General features: G+C 65.0%; 17 protein-coding genes and 1 pseudogene. 5 read left to right on the plus strand and 13 right to left on the minus strand.

Annotated elements, in window-relative coordinates:
• The 6 genes and pseudogenes from E2E34_RS17800 to E2E34_RS17825 form a co-directional block, all read right to left on the minus strand.
• Window positions 1-143 (minus strand): annotated as a pseudogene (locus E2E34_RS17800) (alpha-N-acetylglucosaminidase C-terminal domain-containing protein); the annotation flags it as partial.
• A gap of 37 nt (window positions 144-180) precedes the next feature.
• Window positions 181-375, minus strand: coding sequence for a hypothetical protein (locus tag E2E34_RS17805; RefSeq protein WP_138902909.1), 195 nt, complete (start codon window positions 373-375; stop codon window positions 181-183).
• 13 nt (window positions 376-388) lie between these two features.
• Window positions 389-1,060, minus strand: a complete 672-nt coding sequence (locus E2E34_RS17810) for a DUF2637 domain-containing protein (RefSeq protein ID WP_138902910.1) — start codon at window positions 1,058-1,060, stop codon at window positions 389-391.
• 78 nt (window positions 1,061-1,138) lie between these two features.
• Window positions 1,139-1,330 carry a hypothetical protein gene (locus E2E34_RS17815; RefSeq protein ID WP_138902911.1) on the minus strand — a complete coding sequence of 64 codons (192 nt, stop codon included), beginning with the start codon at window positions 1,328-1,330 and terminating at the stop codon, window positions 1,139-1,141.
• A gap of 75 nt (window positions 1,331-1,405) precedes the next feature.
• Window positions 1,406-2,752, minus strand: coding sequence for an FtsK/SpoIIIE domain-containing protein (locus E2E34_RS17820; protein ID WP_138902912.1), 1,347 nt, complete (start codon window positions 2,750-2,752; stop codon window positions 1,406-1,408).
• Window positions 2,753-2,757: 5 nt separating this feature from the next.
• Window positions 2,758-3,102: an SCO3933 family regulatory protein gene (locus E2E34_RS17825; protein ID WP_138902913.1), complete on the minus strand. Its 345-nt coding sequence runs from the start codon at window positions 3,100-3,102 to the stop codon at window positions 2,758-2,760.
• 440 nt (window positions 3,103-3,542) lie between these two features.
• Between E2E34_RS17825 and E2E34_RS17830 the strand changes: the two genes are divergently transcribed.
• Window positions 3,543-4,586 (plus strand): NsdA family TPR-like regulatory protein, encoded by a 1,044-nt coding sequence (locus E2E34_RS17830; RefSeq protein WP_208765271.1) that lies wholly within the window; start codon window positions 3,543-3,545, stop codon window positions 4,584-4,586.
• Here the strand turns inward: E2E34_RS17830 and E2E34_RS17835 are convergent.
• On the minus strand, window positions 4,570-5,361 hold the full coding sequence (locus E2E34_RS17835; RefSeq protein WP_138902915.1) for an NUDIX domain-containing protein: 792 nt from the start codon (window positions 5,359-5,361) through the stop codon (window positions 4,570-4,572). The two genes, E2E34_RS17830 and E2E34_RS17835, sit on opposite strands and share 17 nt — an antisense overlap.
• A gap of 992 nt (window positions 5,362-6,353) precedes the next feature.
• On the opposite strand from E2E34_RS17835, the gene E2E34_RS17840 reads away from it, so the two are divergent.
• Window positions 6,354-7,976, plus strand: a complete 1,623-nt coding sequence (locus E2E34_RS17840) for an HNH endonuclease family protein (protein WP_244315826.1) — start codon at window positions 6,354-6,356, stop codon at window positions 7,974-7,976.
• A gap of 39 nt (window positions 7,977-8,015) precedes the next feature.
• Here E2E34_RS17840 and E2E34_RS17845 read toward each other — a convergent pair whose 3' ends face one another.
• The gene (locus E2E34_RS17845; RefSeq protein ID WP_244315828.1) at window positions 8,016-8,624 is read right to left on the minus strand and encodes a very short patch repair endonuclease; all 609 of its coding nucleotides are present in this window, start codon (window positions 8,622-8,624) and stop codon (window positions 8,016-8,018) included.
• A 185-nt stretch (window positions 8,625-8,809) separates the two neighbouring features.
• Entirely contained in the window at window positions 8,810-10,126 is a 1,317-nt protein-coding gene (locus E2E34_RS17850) for a DNA cytosine methyltransferase (RefSeq protein ID WP_208765270.1), read from the minus strand.
• A gap of 301 nt (window positions 10,127-10,427) precedes the next feature.
• Between E2E34_RS17850 and E2E34_RS17855 the strand changes: the two genes are divergently transcribed.
• Window positions 10,428-10,973, plus strand: coding sequence for an Eco29kI family restriction endonuclease (locus E2E34_RS17855; RefSeq protein WP_138902924.1), 546 nt, complete (start codon window positions 10,428-10,430; stop codon window positions 10,971-10,973).
• A 288-nt stretch (window positions 10,974-11,261) separates the two neighbouring features.
• Window positions 11,262-12,143 carry an Eco29kI family restriction endonuclease gene (locus E2E34_RS17860; RefSeq protein WP_167518309.1) on the plus strand — a complete coding sequence of 294 codons (882 nt, stop codon included), beginning with the start codon at window positions 11,262-11,264 and terminating at the stop codon, window positions 12,141-12,143.
• 575 nt (window positions 12,144-12,718) lie between these two features.
• Here E2E34_RS17860 and E2E34_RS17865 read toward each other — a convergent pair.
• The 3 genes from E2E34_RS17865 to E2E34_RS17880 all read right to left on the minus strand — a co-directional run bounded on the left by E2E34_RS17865 (window position 12,719) and on the right by E2E34_RS17880 (window position 15,468).
• Window positions 12,719-13,015: a GYD domain-containing protein gene (locus E2E34_RS17865; protein ID WP_138902918.1), complete on the minus strand. Its 297-nt coding sequence runs from the start codon at window positions 13,013-13,015 to the stop codon at window positions 12,719-12,721.
• Window positions 13,016-13,416: 401 nt separating this feature from the next.
• A complete protein-coding gene (locus E2E34_RS37460) occupies window positions 13,417-13,959 on the minus strand; it encodes an FG-GAP repeat protein (RefSeq protein WP_425573384.1) in 543 nt (180 codons plus the stop codon).
• 75 nt (window positions 13,960-14,034) lie between these two features.
• Window positions 14,035-15,468: an FG-GAP-like repeat-containing protein gene (locus E2E34_RS17880; protein WP_244315830.1), complete on the minus strand. Its 1,434-nt coding sequence runs from the start codon at window positions 15,466-15,468 to the stop codon at window positions 14,035-14,037.
• A 545-nt stretch (window positions 15,469-16,013) separates the two neighbouring features.
• Here E2E34_RS17880 and E2E34_RS17885 point away from each other — a divergent pair.
• Window positions 16,014-16,943, plus strand: coding sequence for a hypothetical protein (locus E2E34_RS17885; protein WP_138902920.1), 930 nt, complete (start codon window positions 16,014-16,016; stop codon window positions 16,941-16,943).
• 156 nt (window positions 16,944-17,099) lie between these two features.
• On the opposite strand, the gene E2E34_RS36515 is transcribed toward E2E34_RS17885, so the two are convergent.
• Window positions 17,100-17,483, minus strand: a complete 384-nt coding sequence (locus E2E34_RS36515; RefSeq protein WP_138902921.1) for a DUF6083 domain-containing protein — start codon at window positions 17,481-17,483, stop codon at window positions 17,100-17,102.
• Window positions 17,484-17,712: the final 229 nt, after the last annotated feature.

The raw sequence follows: 17,712 nt of genomic DNA on the forward strand, positions 1-17,712 counted from the left end.
TGCCAGGAGCGGTGGGCGAGGGCCTGACGGCCGAGGTCGGTGAGGTCGTGGCGGTACGCGTCCGAGCGGCGCAGTGGCTCGCGTACGCCGAGCAGCGCGCCGAACGCCTTGTCGAACTCCGCCGGGTAGGTGTCGGGGGCCGGGTACTTGGGCTTGAACATCGCGGATCTTCCTTTCGGGTCACTTGGTGGTGTCGTTGATGACGTCGACCCCGGTGCGGGTGCTGGAGTCGATCGCGGGACCGAGGAACGTGTCCTGGAGGTAGAAGCCCAGGAGGACCAGGACCACGACGAGCCAGGGGCGGATGTGGAGGGTCTTGACCGCGAACCACGCGACCAGGGCCAGGACGAAGACGAACGGCAGGGAGACGGTCACCGGAGCTGTCCTTTCAGGCGAGTTGGAGGGCGATGGCCTCAGCCATAGGCACAGGGACACCGAGGCGGGCGCGCAGGGTGTCGGCGTCGATCGGCGTGCCGGTGGTGGAGCGGTGCGCGGCGGCGACCTTGCGGGCGTGCTCCAGCAGCGGAGCAGGCACCGCAACGGCGGGCGGCGGGGCCGGGGCGGGCTCAAGCTCGGGTGCCGTGATCTCCTCGGCAGGCTCGGGCTCGGCCTCGGGCGACAGGACCTGCGCGGGCTCGTCACGGTCGATCTCGACTGCGGGTGCGGTGGGCTCGTCGGCTGGCCGGGCGGTAGGGGTGTGGACGAGGAGGGTGCCGCCGAGGAAGGCGAGTGCGGGCCAGCCGGCGACCAGGATCCGCAGCCACGCGGGAACGTCGTTCAGGTCGAGAAGCCCCGCGGTGGCCACGTTCGCCCCGAGCGATGCGACCAGGGCGACGGTGAACCAGGTCCACGCGGCGCGGGTCGGGTCTCCTGCCGTACGCAGGTTGCGCAGCCGCCGCCAGGAGGCGACGAGCAGCAGGTCCACGCTGACGGGGTAGGCCCAGGCTTTCCAGCCGTCCTGTCCGGCGGCTTCCGCGATGTCGTGGAGGTGGGCGAAGGACAGGGCACCGGCGATCACGGCCTGTACGAGTACGGCGTCCATGCGGATCGAGGGGCGCATCGCGGTTCTCCTTCCTTGAGGGGTTGGTGCCAGGGCCGGGCGGGGCTCACAGTTCCGGCCGCCCGGCCTTGGCGGGTGCTAGTCGGTGGGGGCCTGGCCGGTGCCGAGGCAGGTCAGGCACAGGGCTTCCTGCCGGTCGTCGCTGTCGTGCTTGGTGCGGCTGCCGACCTTGAAGGCTTCGGAGACCTGTCCGGCGTTCTTGCAGTCCGGGCACGGGGGCGGCTTCTTGGCGGCGGCCCGCCGGCCGGTGGGCTTGCGGGTAGTGGCCATGGGGTGGCTCCTTCAGGCATGGCGGGGTAGGGACACGGCGCGAGACGGTCACGCCAACCAGGGATTGATCGGGTCCTACGGGGTGACAACCGGGGCCGGTACCGAAGCCTCGACAGGAGCCGCCGACGACGGGCGGAACGGGGCGAGGGCCGGGATGTCCGGGGTCAGATGAGCGAACTCGGCACAGACTGCGGCGACTTGACCCAGCTTCTTGTGCGGGGTGCGGATGCGGGACCAGCCACCGGAGGCGTCCCCGGCGATCGCGGTGCCGGGCCGGTTGGCGGTGATGGCGGTCGCGGCGTGCACGGCCAGGTCGTTAATGTCGCCCAGGCCCATTTCGGCGGTCTGCTTGTCATTGCAGCGGTGCACCACACGGCCGGTGAGCTGAGCACGCAGGGCAGTGGCGCCCTTGCCGAGCTCCGAGCCGAAGCGCTGCCCGCAGATCTCCAGGTAGATGCCGACCGCACGGGCGAGCTGAGCCAGCCGCACGAGCTGGGTCACCATGCGGTCCCGGCGGGCACTGTCGACCTTGGAGGCCACCAGGAACAGCTCCGCGATCTCATCGAGCAGCACCACGATGGGGACGGGGCGCAGGTGCTTGGGCAGGCCCCAGATGTCGGAGGTGATGTCTTCCAGAGGGGTGCCCGGCGTGATGCCCTGGTGCAGGCACAGCAGGTCGAAGCGGTCCTCCATCTCCGCCACGAGCGCGTCCAGCAGCCCGTCCGCCCGATCCGGGGTCGTCGCCAGGGCGGAGAAGCGCGGGGCGAAAGGACTCTGCTCGACGCCGCGCTTGCAGTCGATGCCGACCAGGGCGACGTTCTGCGGTGCGAGTCCGGCGATGAGGCAGCGCTGGTACATCGACTTGCCGGACTTGTTCGCGCCCAGGGTCAGGGCGTGGGGGATGTCCTGGTAGTCCCGCACGAAGGGCAGGCCGTCCTCTCGCAGGCCGACCACGACGGACAGTGGACCAGCGGCCAGGCGACGCGGCATTCGCACCCGTCCGAGGATGTCGAAGCCGGTCATGCGCAGTTCGATGACGCCGGGCTGGATCTCTGAGACGTGAACCGAGTGGACGGCCCAGGCATGGCGCAGGCGTTCCGCCGACGCTTCCACGTGCTCCGGTGCCAGGCCGGCAGCCAGGCGCATCCTCAGCCGCAGCCCTGTGGTGGTCGGGTAGATCCCGCGAATCCTGGGGATGCCGGGCCGGAGCACATCGGCGCCAGCCACCTTGTTGGCGAACACCCGCCACCATGCCGGGGCCACCGTCAGCTCACAGGCTTCCAGCGTCGGCCGGTAGGTGGAGAAGATCCGGTAGAGAGCGGCCGGAAGGCCGAACAGCGCCCAGTACACGGCCGGGGCCTTGGCCCGAGCGATGACCGCGAAGAGGGCTAACGCTCCGATGAACAGCAGCAGATCGGTCACCGCGATCAGCCCTTGGTGCTCGACGCCGCCGGGATCTGCTGAGCCATCACAGCGCTCGCACGGAAACTGATCCCGTGACCGAAGTCGTTCTCCCACGGCCGGGCGACCAGGCCAGGCAGAGCCACCGGCATACCGGGGACCAGGTCCGGCTGGACACCGTCCTCAGCGACCACGATCGTCACCGCGTCGGGACGACCGTCCACGATCACAGCCACGTTCACGTTGAACAGAGTCTTACCCGACTGCTTGTCGACCGCGACCTCACCGGTCTCCCGGTTCTTCACCTTCGGCTCCGGGGCCTGGATCAGCATCACGGTCATCACAGCGGTGTCCACGGGGATCTGGCGCATAATTGAACTCCCTTGTCTGAGGGGCGGGAGCGGCGGACTACTTGGCGGTTGGACGCCGCTCCATGCATTGATGGGAGCCCTGACGGCGGAGGCCGTTGGGGCTCTTCGTGCTCCCAACTGGTGCGCACCAACAGGTTGCATCTGGTGCGCACCAGATGTCAAGCGTTCGTCGCGGTCCGGCCGTCCAACTCGCCTTTCTGCGACACTCCTAGAGAACCGCGCCGTCCAACCATGCGGTAGCCAGCAGATGTTCACGGCGCATGGTTAACGGAGCTGTTAACCCCGACCGACCTGCGGCAACGTGAGGCATGCTGGAAGGCGTCAACGGCCCGTGCACAGGGAGCGGTGCAGTGTTCAACCGACTGAGAGAGGCCAGGAACGCCCGGGAGTGGTCGCAAGCGCGACTCATACACGAGATCGAGCAATACGCGCGAAGGCACATGCTCGACGTTGGCTCGGCTGCCAGCCTGCGCGTTTATGTCTCAGAATGGGAGAATGGCAAGCGCTCCATCAGCGAGCGGTACGCGAAGATCCTTCGCCCCGTTCTCGGTGTCACTGACGATGAGCTCTTCGGCCGGCACGCTGCTTCAGCAGTTCCCCCAGCGGTCGGCGGCTATGCCGAGCTCATCAGCCGCATCGATTCTGCGCGCAGCGTCAGTCTCACCATGGTCGACACCTTCATGAACCAGACTGAGCTACTCCGCACCGTCGATCGCCAGATGGGAGCGGCAAGTCTGGTCGATCAGATGGCTGGCCATCTCGCCACCTTGGAAGACGCACTGACGTTCGCTGTGCTTCCAGAAACACGGCGCCCTGTCGCCCGAGCCTTGGCCGGCGCCGCGACACTTGCAGCCTGGCAAGCTCTCGACACCGGAGCAGTTGAGCGGGCATGGCGGCACTACGAGTTAGGTAAACGAGCTGCCCAGGAGGCCGATGAGCCCATGTACCTGGCGCATGCCACCGCGGAGCAGGCTTATGTCCTCTGCGATGCAGGCCGACCTGCGACTGCGGTCGAGCTTGTGCGAAGCGCGCAGCAGGTAGGTGGTCAACGAATCTCACCGAGACTCCGAGCGTGGCTCCATGCGGCTGAGGCAGAAATAGCCGCGAAAGCCGGACTCGCAGAAGACTGCCGAAGGGCTCTCGAACGTGCTGCGACATGCTTGCCTGAGGGCGAGGAGGCACGCGATCCCGACATGCTCAGCATCTTCCTCAATCACGGCCATCTGGCGCGCTGGCGAGGGAACGCACTAGCGCTTTTGGGCGATGACGACGCGGTCCGCGACCTCTACACAGCGCTAGATGCTCTGGATCCCACGTTCATTCGCGCTACAGCCGGCCTGCGTTGCGACCTGGCTCAAGCACACATGGCTCGTGGTGAGTTCGACCAAGCGCAGGACCACGTACGGCAGGCCCGAATGCTGGCCAATCGCACCGGCTCGGTACGTCATCGCCGCCGAATCGAGCAGCTTACGCAGGAGCTGTAGAAGCGCCCTTGCCTCGGGTGGCCAGGAGGTGGAGTAGCGCGACCAAGGTCCCCGAGCCCATCAGTTCGCCACGCGCCATCAATGCGGGAATGTCAGCGAGGGGCACCCACGCGACGTGGCCAGCTTCCTCGATGTCCGTGGGCTCACCGATGTGCGTAGCTCCGCGACCGACGTAGATCTCATGCGGCGAGTCGACCATGCCCACCATCGGCTGATAGGTGACGACATGCTGAAGCGAGTCCGGGCGCCAGCCCGTCTCTTCTTCGAACTCACGCAGAGCGGTTGTGGCGGCGTCTTCACCTTCATCCACAATGCCGCCAGGCAGCTCCCAGCCCCAGGCATCCGGAACGAAGCGGTACCGCCAGAGCATGAGCACTCGGTCCTGGTCATCCAGCACTGCCGTGATCGCGACATGGTGCAGCCGCACCACGTGATGCTCGAAGCGTTCGACCCCAGGCGGCTCTACATCGACAAGGGCAAGCTTGACCCACCGGTTGTCGTACACAGTCCGCTCACCATGGATCTGCCACGGCTCCAGCTCACCTGGGGAGTTGACGCTCGCCACTTGTGAGGGGACACGGTAGGAACTGCGCCCATGCACTTCGATCACGCGCTCTGCAACTAGCTTCGCCAGCACCTGCCGAAGTTGCGTGCGCCCGATCTCCAACTCATCCGACAGGGCTCGCTCGGAGGGGAGCTTCGCGCCGGCCGGATACTTCCCTGCTGCGATCCACTCACGAATCGTGCGGTATACCCGCGCCGACTTCGGTCCCATCCCCGTAGCACTCTCCCTGTCTCATGAACTGGCCCGCACCAGCGTAGCCGCCGACGCTGACGGCCGACAGGAGACGATCAGCACCGCGCGGACAGAGTTTCCCTACTTCATCAAGTAGCTCGCTTCGCTCGCTGCCCGACCACGGTTCGGGCAGCGAGCCGATGCATGGACGGCTCAGAGGCGGCGCACCTCAGCCCAGACCATCGAGACTGGCCTCGGAAGGCAGCACGAGCACGGGGGCGACCAGCACCGGGCACCGCGGTGGAAGCTAGGGAGAACACCACAGTTGACGCTTGAGGCGTCTGCTTTCCCGGCCTCCTGAACAGCGATGCTGTCTGATGCAGAGATAAGAGGTGCCGCGCACAGCGCGGCGGCGCCGGCCGGACGCCGGCACCGCTGCCCCTCCATGCCTACGTCACCGGGGCTGCGGCGCCGTCGCCCGCCCGCGCCCATAAGGGGCGAAATACAAGGCCGAGGGTGGGACGGTCGGCTCCACGGCTTTACCCACCTCCCCGGTTCGGGTCCCGCGTCGAGCAAGACCAGGGGGCCACTCGGACACATTGCGGGCAGGGGTGAAGCCTGCCCGAGTAGCCGGCAAGCGTACGGCCCCCTGATCATGCTCGACCCCAAACCGGGCAGGACACCGGCCAAACCCGAGCAGCCGACCTGGGCAAGGTGGGGCGGTGCAGCTAGCGGGGAGGCCCAGTCGATTTGCGATCTGTTCGCCTTTGAACGTTCGAACGCACACGGCTGCAGACCTACGTCGATCCCGCAAGCCACTGTCACCGACCGGCGTAGGCCGCCCACCACAGGGAGCCCTGAATCGGCAGGGCTGGCGCCCATTCGGTTCTCGCGCACCCCTTAGGCAGTCCGCACTCCCCAAACCCCATCCCCGCAGTTCGTGATCCAGCTAGGCTTACACACCGTCAGCCCATGCCGGGCTCGTCATTCCAGCGGCAGAAAGACCTTCGGAGCGAACCATGGCAACACATATGGCCAACCTTGATGCGCTTATCCCCCGAGAGGACTTCGAGACAGCGACCTCCGAGCCAGCCACTCAGCCGTCGATCCTCAGCGCAACTTTGAAGATTACGGACTTGGAAAAAGAAAGCTTTATCTACAACGTTCTCCGCAAGCCCGATTTTCAAAGGGAAACAGCAAATTGGACTCCAGACAAGATCGCAGCTCTGGTTGGCAGCTTCCTAGAAGGCGACCTGATCCCGTCCATCATTCTATGGCGATCAAATGTTAGCGGCAACATCTTTGTAATCGACGGAGCACATAGACTGAGCGCCCTCATCGCCTGGGTTCAGGATGACTACGGTGACAGTCACACTTCCATGCGCTTCTTCGATAGCACCATTCCCGCCGAACAACAAAAAGCCGCAGACACAACGCGTAAGCTAATCCACGGCAACGTTGGCTCGTACAGCGACCTCAAGCTTGCTCTTATGAATCCCGACACAGCCTCCAAAGAAAAACTGCAGCTCGCAAAAAACCTCAGCGCCACAGCAATCCATCTGCAGTGGGTCAATGGTGAAGCCGAGAAGGCAGAGAGCTCGTTCTTTAGAATCAATCAGCAGGCGACGCCGATTGACAGCACGGAACTGGACATGATCAAGGCGCGCCGCAAGCCGAACGCCCTCGCGGCGCGCGCGTTCATTCGCGCCGGGACAGGCCACAAGTACTGGTCGCAGTTCGACCAGTCCGTTCAAAACGAAATCGAGTCGATCGCGAAGGGCGTATATGACTTGATCTTCCGACCTAACCTAGAACTCTCCATTCGATCTTCCGATCTCCCAGTCGCGGGAAGGGGGTACTCCGCAGACAGCGTCAAAATGGTTTTCGAACTTGTTAACTTCGTAAACGCACTACAGCCAGACATGTGGCGCGATGAGGTGCAGAAGAAAAGGCGGAGCGCCACTCAAGAAGAAGTGAGACGCCTGGCCGACGATACTGACGGGACAGTCACACTCGAGTTCATGCGAGCGGTCAAGAAGTCGGCAGGGAAGATTGCTGGTAACGAGCCCGCATCCCTCGGTCTCCACCCGGCAGTCTACTTCTATAGTGCTACCGGAAGGTTCCAGCCGGCAGCTTTCTTGGCGGCAGTATCCTTCGTGCAGGAGCTGGTGGAAAAACGCCAACTGATCAGGTTCACCAAAAACCGTGCCGTTTTTGAGAATTTTCTGGTCACATACAAATACTTCCTTAATCAAATTGTGCGCCACTACGGCAGCATGCAGCGCTCCGTCACTCCAATCCTCGAAATGTACAGAACGCTATTCCACGCACTCGACCAAGGCGCCACAGAAGAAGAGACTATCTCCGCACTGCAGAATCACGCACTTCTGCGCTCCCACGTGAAGCTGGTCTCAGACGATGATCGCACACATGGCCGCAATTTCTCTGCGGAGACAAAGAATTCGATTGTCCTGAAGTCTGCGCTAAATAACTCCCCAAAGTGCGAGATCTGCCAGGGTCGTCTGCTCTTCCGATCGGCAACGGTCGATCACAAGGTCAGAAAGGAAGATGGCGGCACTGGGGCGCCCAGCAATGGCCAACTCACCCATCCCTATTGCAACTCCGGATACAAAGAAAGCCGCCAGGGATCCTAAATGCGGACACTTTGACCTGATCACGTGCCAGACATCGGATCAATAATTGGAGCCGTGCGGGGGTAGGGTTGATCGCCTCTCGAGCACTCCGATGATTTTTTCGGCGGCTGAGTCGGGATTCTCGTGTTCCCATACACGTACCACTGACCAACCTTGCTCGCGCAGTCTTTGGTTCGTGTCAGCGTCACGGGCTTGGTTGCCTTGGATCTTTTCTTGCCAGAAGCGTGAACGCTTCATCGCAGGACGATAGTGATCGGGGCAGCCATGCCAATAGCACCCGTCCACGAACACGGCGACGCGTGCCTTTACAAAGACGAGATCAGCCGTGCGCCTTAGATTTGGGATCGGCCGGGCGTTGACACGATAGCGAAGGCCGCGGCGATAGAGGATTGAGCGAAGGAGTAGCTCTGGTTTGGTGTCGCGGCCCTTGTTGGCTGTCATGACCGCACGGACGGCCGTCGACGTGGCCTTCGAGTCCACAGGCAAGGTTTCGTCACGCACAAAGCCGGCCGCACGGGCCATCGTCCAGGCTTGAGCGAGATTGGCGGCCCTGGATGGGCCGTCGACTTCCCCCACATAGCGTTCACGCGTGCGGCCCTGCTCTGACCAACGAAGATACGCGCGGATACGGCGAGTTCGGCTGTACACGCGGAAGGCAATGGAGCCGGTCGCCCTCTTCCCCCCGTCGAGGGCTACGACACGGCGGTGACGCCCCCCAGCGGCCCGGTCCTGTTCGACGGAGCGGGCCGCACGAGATACGCCTGACCGCGGCTTCCAAGCCCGGTCAGGTGGGAGACGGTCACTCCAACCGTGTTGGGTCCCGTCCGCCTCGGTCACTCCCGCCCCTCGGCGTCGTCGAGCGCCGCGCGAACGGCGTTGGCAAAAACCTCTCCGAGCCGTACTGGGACCGCGTTGCCAAGCTGGCGCATCATCTCACCGCGAGGCCCGGCGAGGACCCAGTCGTCGGGAAAGGTCATCACTCGAGCGGTCTCCCGGACAGTCATGTACCGGTATCCGCTGCCGTCGAAGGTGGGGTCGTCGAGGCGCATCACCGACTCACCGCCGGGGACACCATGCACCCCGGCCTTAACAGTCTTGGCGGGGCGGTCAAGTTCGTTCGGAGTGTGCCCGGTATACACACGGGCGCCCGGCCATCCCTTGTGGTCGGGGATATCGTCAACCACAAGCTTTTTGCGGACGGCATCCACGGGCACCGGAGGCAGGGGCCGGCCCTCGTTCTCGTCGATACCGGCGATAGCATCCCGCAGAGTGCGCCATGGCTTCTTGTCGTCTGGCAGCGAGGCGGGGGGCAGGTTAGTCATGACGCGTTCGCGGACTACGTCAATGCCCGGAACGTCGCCGTACCGCTTCCAGTAGGTTCCGTCGTGCATGGAGTGGACCAAGGCCGCCTCCGAGTACTCGGGTTCCGGCTTGTGGTTCTCCCACTTCACATTGAGATCAGCACGGAACGCGACGATGATCACGCGTTGGCGAATCTGCGGCACACCATAGTCAGCCGCGTTCACCGGGATGTGGACGACGTCATATCGCTCGGAGGGGTCTACTGAACCGCCTTCCAGCAATTTTCGCAGGACCTCGTCGTGGTCCTCCCAGGTGGCTCCCTGCGCGCGCTGCACGAAAGGGAGACTCATTTCCCGCTTGATGTACTCGAAGTACGGCTCGAAGGTTCGTCGGAGCAGGCCGCGCACGTTCTCGCAGATTACTGCCTTGGGTCGCATCTCGCGGATGGCCCGAAACATCTCCGGAAACATGTTCCGCTCATCCTCGTCGCCCTTGGCCACGCCTCCGAGGCTGAATGGCTGGCAGGGCGGCCCACCCGCCAAGATGTCCACCTCAGCGTCCCTCAGGAACTCGAAGGAAGGGATGCCTCGCACGTCGCCCGGCACCAGAGGCCAGCCGGCGGCACGGAGTCCCGGGCGGCCCCTGCCCGGCTCAGGCATGGAAGTGTCCTCGGGGTCACGACGCGTCGCCCCGTTCTCGATCAGTGTCTCCAGGGCTCGCGTCGCGAACTCATTGACCAGGAGCGGTCGGAAACCCGCATTATGAACGGCCATCGCCAGTCCGCCCCCGCCAGCGAAGAGTTCAACTGACGTCCTGTCGGTAGGCTTTCGTTTTCCCTGATCAGACATGGCCAAAGCATACCGCGGAGTTGTCGATCATGAGTTGCGCATGTCGAAAAGTGTTGCTCACCTCGGCAAACCCACTCGTTAAGGTGATCTCCGCAGCGGGTGACGCCAACAGGGGAGGGGCAACGGCGTGTCCAACGACACAGTGGAGCCGCAGGGAAGCGCGAGGGGCACGCGGGGCAGCTGGAGGCAGTTCGCAACACACCCCGAGCCGTATGACCCGCTCAAACTGGAGAACCTCGGACGGAGCGTCGAGGCCCAGATGCTACGGATGGAACCAGAGCCCATTACGGGCGTGCGGGCGATGTACGGCGCCGGGATTTACGCGATCTACTACGTAGGGGATCACGAACTCTATGGGCCGATCTCGGACGAATGTCGCACACCTATCTACGTGGGTAAGGCGGTCCATAAGGGAGGGCGTAAGGGTCTGGCTATCCCCGATAAGGCGGAAGCGCCACTTTGGGAACGTATAAATCAGCATCGGGCGTCGCTAGAGCAGGCCTGCGACTTGGATGCTGAGCACTTCCGCGTCCGGTATCTCGTCGCGGTGGACTTCTTTGTATCCTTGGCGGAACAGCTTATGATCCGCCAGTTCCGTCCAGTGTGGAACACCTTGGTAGACGGCTTCGGTAACCACGCGCCAGGAAGCGGCAGAGGAAATCAGCGCCGTTCTCCATGGGATGAGCTGCATCCGGGCCGACCGTGGTCGTCTCCGGACCGATTGCCCACCCCGAGCAGACAATCTGCAGAGGAATCCGCAGCTCGCATCCTCCGCCACTGGAATGAGCCGGACAGGACCGAGGACGAGCCGCTACTACTTCCCGGCCTTCCTCTTCCTGACGCCTAGGGCATTGATAATGACCCGCTCGATCAGGAGTTGCACGTCTGACGAAAGCAGCGGCCTGTCCGGACAACGCTCTGCATAGACGTGCACGTTATCCCTCGACTCCACGCGCGTCGTGCCCCTAGGTCATGAGGGGGCGCCCGTGCAAATTTATGGACGGGCGCCATGATTAGGTCTGACGATCTTTCAGCGCCACTGGGCAGTCCGTCAGCTCCCAGAGATTTGAGACAAAGGAAAAACCTACGCCACTGCCACATGGCAACCGCCCTATCGATCTCAAGGATCCTTACAATGTCGATCTCGAGTCCGCACCAGTTCGCCGGCGACGCACACGGGCGGTTCAACCCTCTAGGCCTCGGTCAGCTGAGCGAAAATTTGCGCGGTGCGCTGGAGAACCAGCCAAAGGTGGCACTGGCCGATCTCCGGTCGTTCAACGGGGCAGGCCTGTATGCGCTCTACTACAGGGGCGATCTGCCGCTCTATGCGCATCTGAGGGGCACCCAGGTGCCGCTCTACGTAGGCAAGGCGGAAGCGGGGAACAGCAACTACGGTGACCCGCCGAGTGAGCGAAAGCCAAAGCTGCACAAGCGGATAGAGAAGCATCGGACCAGCATCGATGAAGCGGACAACTTGTCAGTCACCGACTTCGACGTGCGCTACCTACTGCTGGACGACGTGTGGATCGTATTGGGCGAACGGGCCCTTCTGCGCGCCTACAGCCCGGTCCTGTGGAACACGCTGCTCACCGGATTCGGGGCGAATCCCGCCGGCAGTGCACGCACAAACCCAAAGTCCTACTGGGACACAATGCATCCCGGCCGCCCTCGCTCCGCACGTTACCTATGCAATCGCACCCTGACACGCCAAGAAATCCAGAACCGTGTCAAGGAAGGCATCGCGGTCTCGCTCATGCCTGCGGGCCGCGACCGAGACCGTGCTCTGGCGGCCCTGCGGAACCGCAAGTACAAGGTCATCTGGTCTCTCCCTACCAAGAGGGACACGGATGATCGACCCGTGGTCTATCGACCGGACGCCTTTATCGAGGAGAACGCAGCGTTCGGCGTCTCGATAGACCCCGGAGACTGGCGTGAGGCGCACACATCCGTCAGCGCCGCAGCCGAGATCGACAGCAACGAGGTCGAAAGTGAGGGCGACCAGGGCGTCGACGAGTGAGACGATCGCCCACGGCGCACAGCATCAAGCAGTAGGGCTGACCAGCAATGAGGGCCCCACACACCGAGGTTGAGAAACTCCGTCTCTCCTGAAGCGGTGGTCAGGTGGTTTGTGGCATCTGTGGATTCGGCCCATCTGATCCACCACGTGTGGGGCCGTGTCCTGCTCCCTCGCCTGAGCACCCAGCGACCTCCGGAGCTGTGGACCATTCGTGGCCAAGTGGCCTGCAACTGAACCGTTTGTAGGCCGGTGGCCAGGCATAACTCGGCGAAGCGAAGGGCCCCTCCGGAGCCGTGTGCGCAGGTTCGAATCCTGCCGGGGGCACTTCGCAGGAAGTGCCCAAAGACCCCGCCCAGCGCTTTCGCTGAGAACGGGGTCTTCGCGTATGCGCAGCCAACAGCCGCCGTACGCAGCCCTATGTCAGGACCTGTGGACTATTCGTGGACACGATCTTGGCGCATCGACGCAGGTCGGCCACGTCATGGCGATACCCCCGGACAGGTCCAGGGCCTCGGAACGTACCGCCGTGAGCGTGTCACTGGCACTCGCGTAACAGGTTGTCGATCTGAAAGTCCTCAGCCAGTGGCTTTGGCGATGATGCGGTCCATCTCCTCCCGGCCGAAGGCCCGCAGGGTCGTGGTACGGACGTTGCCCAACCCGCCGACCTGCAGGAGCATCGCAGTGGCGGTCTCGTCGTCGGGCGCCTCTACGACGGCCACGATGTCGTACGAACCGACAGTCCAGTAGATGTTCAGGAGCTTCGCCCCGAGCTTCTGTGCCGCTGCGGCGAAGGCCTCGGCGCGCTGCGGGGTGTCCTTGTAGGTCCGGATCCCCTGATCGGTCCAGTTCAGCAAGGTGACAAACGTCGGCATGGTCTTTCACTCCCAAGGAAGAAGACGCAACACATCGTGTGTCAATTTTGGGCATCATGCGCGCAATGCGCATAAGGAGCGCGCCAGAACGAGTGATGCGAGCGGTCATCGAACGAACTCCCTCAAGCGGTGGTCAGCTCGCCAGCACGTATGAAGGTGATGACTGCAACGCTGACGACAACGAACGCGGACGGCGACGGCGGTCAGCAGCGCTCACGGTTGTGACGTCGATCGATCGGGGCCTGACGTCGTAGCCCTGCCCGACATCCTCGAAACACTGAGTCCCGGAGCTCACCGTCGTGGACTGTCTGTGGACAGGTATGCCGGGCCCCGCTCGTTTGCGAGGTCTCGGCCGTCCTTTGCCGACCCGACCTCCTCCATGTGCTCGCGGAGCATCGCGACTAGTCGGCGGAGGAATGGGAACCGGCCGATCTGTCTTGGCCTCGCGGGACTTGAGCCCCCTCTTGTCGTGCCGCTTGCCCGAGTCGGTCCACTTCTTGCCCGAGACCGATCGGGTCTCCTTGAGCGTGAGGGTCCCCCCACCCTCTCAGGCAGGTAACAGTCTGTCTTCCTAAGGCCCACCGCCTCGGACGGGCAGCTTCCCCAGCTGCTGCCGCTGGTGGACTGAGCGCGGGCCGGGAGGCCGACGGGCCGGGCGGGGCCCCTTCCGGGAGGCGGTGGCGCGTGGGGGCCTCGTGCCCTATGACTCGCCACCGCCGCTCGGGCTGTCCCGAAGGGACGGTCATGACGCCCTTCTCCAGCGCGTTGAGCGCCTTGGGGCCTAACGACGTGATGCCGGTGACCGTCAGGCCGCCGGCCGCGCCCCGCAGGTGCCAGGCGGCGCCGGAGTCGGCGTAGGTGCCGTCCTCCAGGGGCGCCGTCGCCGTCAGGTCGGCCTTGCCGTCCTTGTTGGTGTCCGACAGAAGGACCTGGCTGCCGAACAGCTCGCCGCCGGCTCGGCCTCGGCCGCGCCGGCGGCGCCGCGCACGCTAGACAGAGGGCGAGAGAGGGGAAGGGGGTCAGCCGCCGAGCGTGTGGCCGAACTTGGCGTCCTTCTCGGGGGTGCCGAGCTTCACGGGGCTGAGCGTGCCGGCACCCGTCGTGGTCAGGCCGGTCGCGGAGCCGTAGAGGTTCCACAGGGCGCCCGAGTCGGCGAAGGCACCGTCCTCGCCGGGGGCCGTCGCGGTCAGATCCGCCTTGCCGTCCTTGTTCAGGTCGGAGAGGCTCACCTGGCGGCCGAAGTCGTCGCCCGATTCGGAGACGCCGGGCACGCCCGCGGTGGACTGGTTGTAGGCGATCGCGCCCTTGCCCGTCATGCCGCCGGCGGCCTGGGACGCGCCCTTGAGCAGGATCACCGCGCCGGTACCGGTGGCGGCCTCGAGGCTCTCGCCGGGAACGCCGACCGCGACCTCCGCCTTGCCGTCGCCGTTCACGTCACCGGCGCTGAGGGACGCTCCGAAGGCGTCGTTCGCCTCGCTCGCCCCCGGAACCCCCGCGGTGGCCTGGGTGATGACCTTCTTGCGCGTGCTGCTCGGCCCGGTGGAGCCGCCGTACTGGATGGTGATGCTGCCCGGCCGGTGGTCGACGTCCTCGGTGAGGTGGCCGTTGTCGCGGGTGATCAGGTCGCCGTAGCCGTCGCCGTCGACATCGCCGACGGTGCCGCTGTACGCCGTGCCGAGGTACTTCGAGGTGTGGCTGACGCCGGTCCTCGACCCCTTCCAGAAGTGGGCCTCGTGCTGCATCTCCTCAAAGCCGTGCGTGGTGACGATGTCGTCGACGCCGTCGCCCGTCATGTCACCGGTGATGAAGGAGCGCAGGCCCGAGTTGCCGCTGTCGTCCGTGGTGATGCTGTCGCGGGTGCGCGTCTTGCCGTCCCGGGTGAAGGGCCCGTACTGAATCGTCATCCCGGAGTAGTTCGGGTCGTCGCTCGGGTCGGAGTTCACGACGAGGTCGCGCTTGCCGTCGCCGTTGAAGTCGCCCAGGGCGAACTCGGAGGGGTGGTACGGCAGAACGGTGTTCTGGCCGGTCAGGCCGTCCTTGGAGCCCCACAGCACCGTCGGTTGGCCGTCGTCGTCGCCGCCGCCGACCACGAGCAGGTCGGTGTAGGAGTCGCCGTCGAGGTCACCGGGGAGCGTCTGGGCACCGAAGGCGAAGCTGCCCTGGAGGTCGCCGGGGACGCCGGGCGTGGCCCGGCTGATCATCTGATGGCGCGCCGTCGCGGGCCCGGAGGCGGTGCCGTACACGACCGAGATGTAACCGGCCTTCTCCACGCCGCCGACGGTGCCGAAGGGCGCCGCGACCGCGAGGTCGGCGTGTCCGTCGTGGTTGAAGTCGGTCATCGGCGTGCGGGGCGGCACGGGCGCGGCCGACGCCGTGCCGGAGGTGGCGAAGAGCGCGAGGGGGGGCGCGAGCGCGGTGACGGCGATCGCGGCGGTGAGAGTGCGGCGGGGCACTGTGCCTCCTGTGCGGAACGTGTGTGACGTAACGGGAGACAGACCATCTCGAGTGAAGGTTGTGCACCGCAGGAGCCCCGTTACGAGATGCGGACGTTTCATCGAATACGGCGGCCGTTCACCTCGCGACCGCCCAGGCGCGCGACAGCGGGGCCAGGCGAGGGGCGGGGTGGCGCGGGCGAGGATGTCGATGCAGGAGGTGATCCGGCGCAGGCGGCGGGCGGGCTTCGTGGGCAGACGCGAGAACACTGCGGGCGTTTCGGGAGAACTTCGACCTGCCGGTGGACGACGACCGCCACGGTTCCTGTTCCACGTGGACGGGCCTGAGATTCACCCACGGGGATGGGCCGGCGTATGGCGTGGGCGGGTGTGTGCGTCTCGACGGGCCTTGGGTCGCCTAGAATCGGGCGGCTTGCTGCTCGGATCGTCCACGCCGAGCGGGCGAGGGGGAGGAAGGCTGCGAAGTGGTACGGCGACCTGAATTCAGCGTCTGGTACACGGCGAAACGCTTTCCGCCGAACGTGGTGCGCCACCGAACGGATCGTATGACGTTCCCGGCAGACGATCTCGCGCACGCCTTGTTCGTCACAGGGCGAGCACCCGCGGACAGGGCGGGTCACGGCGCGGCGTCCTTCTTCGAGTGGCTGCACCGCGTGGCCCTGGTTCCGGCCTACCTGCGCATGGCGCCGGATGGCAGGCTGATGCGTTCAGACTTGGCCCGTGAGCTCGACCGCTCGGAGAAGGTCGCCCTGTCCTACGCGCTGGGGCAGGCCATGACGGGCATCTTCAGCGAGAGGGTCCTCTCCGTCAGGTTCCTCATGCATGTCGACCGATATGCCGGTCGGCACGGGATCGTGTTCGACAACTCCAGCAAGAAACGCGCGGATCTGTTCGGGGAGAAGCTGGCCGGCGGATGGGTCGTGGCGGAGGCCAAGGGGCGGTCCGGAACGGTGGATTGGAAGCTCGAGCAAACCATGATCGCGCAGAAGGGCACCATCAAGTCGATTGGTGGTGTCAAGCCCGACTTCGCCTTCGGATGTGCCGCGCATTTCCCCAAGCTCAGTGACGACTCGGAGCCCTTGGCTGTTCTTGCGATCGACCCCCCGGAATTGGAACCGGATGCGATTGATCTGGGAGTCACCCCGGACAGATTCATCCAGGCCTATTACGAGCCGTTCCTGACCGTGCTGGAGGCAGGCGGGCCCAAGAGGGTGAACGGTGACTTCGTTGTCGCACATTACGACCCGGTCGGGCTTCGCGTCGGTGTGCTCCGCTCCGTGGTCGAACGGGTGGAACGAGCGCGAAACGGTTTCGTCTCCGGCCTTCACGACGATGTGACAGCTCTCCTCGACGAGCAAGTCCCGCAGGAGCGCCCGGCCGGGCAGTTCCTCGACGGCACCATGGTCCGGTCCAAGTGGGATACAGCCATGAACCGGGATGACTGGAGCGACCTCTACTACGTCGAGAAGTTCTGACGCCACCAGTCACCGGGCCGACTCCCCGGAAGGCCCGCTCTCCAGAGAACCTTCCGACGGCCTCGGGCCGACTGTCGGCGACGCCTGCGCGTGAGGACGGGAGAAGGTTCTCCGGGCGCCCTGCCCGGGTCAGCCTTCGGTTGCGGGCAGGGTGCGTCATCCGGCAGTTGGCCATTCACCTGGGGACTCTGGTGGCTGTGGGGTCGGCTGCCGTTCTGTTCTTCTTGCGTTTTCGGCTCGGAGCGTTGTCAGCCACGGCCACAGGTCCGGCAGAGGTCGTGCGGAGCACGCCAAGTGGTGCGGGATGCGGCACCGTTGGGACGGGTCCGGTGGGCATACGCCGTAGACGGTTGCGCGTCCGTCGGAGAGTTCGATCCACCGGTGGTCAGCGGGGACCACATGGGCCGGAGGGGTCATGTCCGGCTCCAGCAGGACCCAGTCCTGCTCCAGCGTCAGGACCCTGTCCTGCGGCAATCCGCAGTGTGGGCAGGGTACTTGCGCGCGATTCAGCCGGCGCGGTTGCTCCTCTGTCTGGGCCATACTGCGAGGTTCAGCAGCTTGGTCCCGGAAACGTAGAGCGCGAACCGGACGGGGCTCTTGGGGCTGTCGTCCACTGGCGGTGCGTGAAGCGACGCGGCAGGTGCCGTCGGCAACGTGCGGCTGTCGGCTCTCGGCCGGGATACGACGGCGTCCCCGGGCGTGGGGGCTCAGGGGCCGCCGTCCGGACACCCTGATGGGCGGCGCTCAGCGGGCTCGGGGCGTCGGCGTG

The organism is Streptomyces albidochromogenes (genome assembly GCF_005981925.1).
GTDB classification, from domain to species: domain Bacteria; phylum Actinomycetota; class Actinomycetes; order Streptomycetales; family Streptomycetaceae; genus Streptomyces; species Streptomyces albidochromogenes.

Coding starts and splice junctions, on each gene's coding strand:
- E2E34_RS17810 (WP_138902910.1), bottom strand. CDS start 1,060: ATGCGCCCCTCGATCCGCATGGACGCCGTACTCGTACAGGCCGTGATC.
- E2E34_RS17815 (WP_138902911.1), bottom strand. CDS start 1,330: ATGGCCACTACCCGCAAGCCCACCGGCCGGCGGGCCGCCGCCAAGAAG.
- E2E34_RS17825 (WP_138902913.1), bottom strand. CDS start 3,102: ATGCGCCAGATCCCCGTGGACACCGCTGTGATGACCGTGATGCTGATC.
- E2E34_RS17830 (WP_208765271.1), top strand. CDS start 3,543: ATGCTCGACGTTGGCTCGGCTGCCAGCCTGCGCGTTTATGTCTCAGAA.
- E2E34_RS17835 (WP_138902915.1), bottom strand. CDS start 5,361: ATGGGACCGAAGTCGGCGCGGGTATACCGCACGATTCGTGAGTGGATC.
- E2E34_RS17840 (WP_244315826.1), top strand. CDS start 6,354: ATGGCCAACCTTGATGCGCTTATCCCCCGAGAGGACTTCGAGACAGCG.
- E2E34_RS17850 (WP_208765270.1), bottom strand. CDS start 10,126: ATGTCTGATCAGGGAAAACGAAAGCCTACCGACAGGACGTCAGTTGAA.
- E2E34_RS17855 (WP_138902924.1), top strand. CDS start 10,428: ATGTACGGCGCCGGGATTTACGCGATCTACTACGTAGGGGATCACGAA.
- E2E34_RS17860 (WP_167518309.1), top strand. CDS start 11,262: ATGTCGATCTCGAGTCCGCACCAGTTCGCCGGCGACGCACACGGGCGG.
- E2E34_RS17865 (WP_138902918.1), bottom strand. CDS start 13,015: ATGCCGACGTTTGTCACCTTGCTGAACTGGACCGATCAGGGGATCCGG.
- E2E34_RS17885 (WP_138902920.1), top strand. CDS start 16,014: ATGACGTTCCCGGCAGACGATCTCGCGCACGCCTTGTTCGTCACAGGG.
- E2E34_RS36515 (WP_138902921.1), bottom strand. CDS start 17,483: ATGGCCCAGACAGAGGAGCAACCGCGCCGGCTGAATCGCGCGCAAGTA.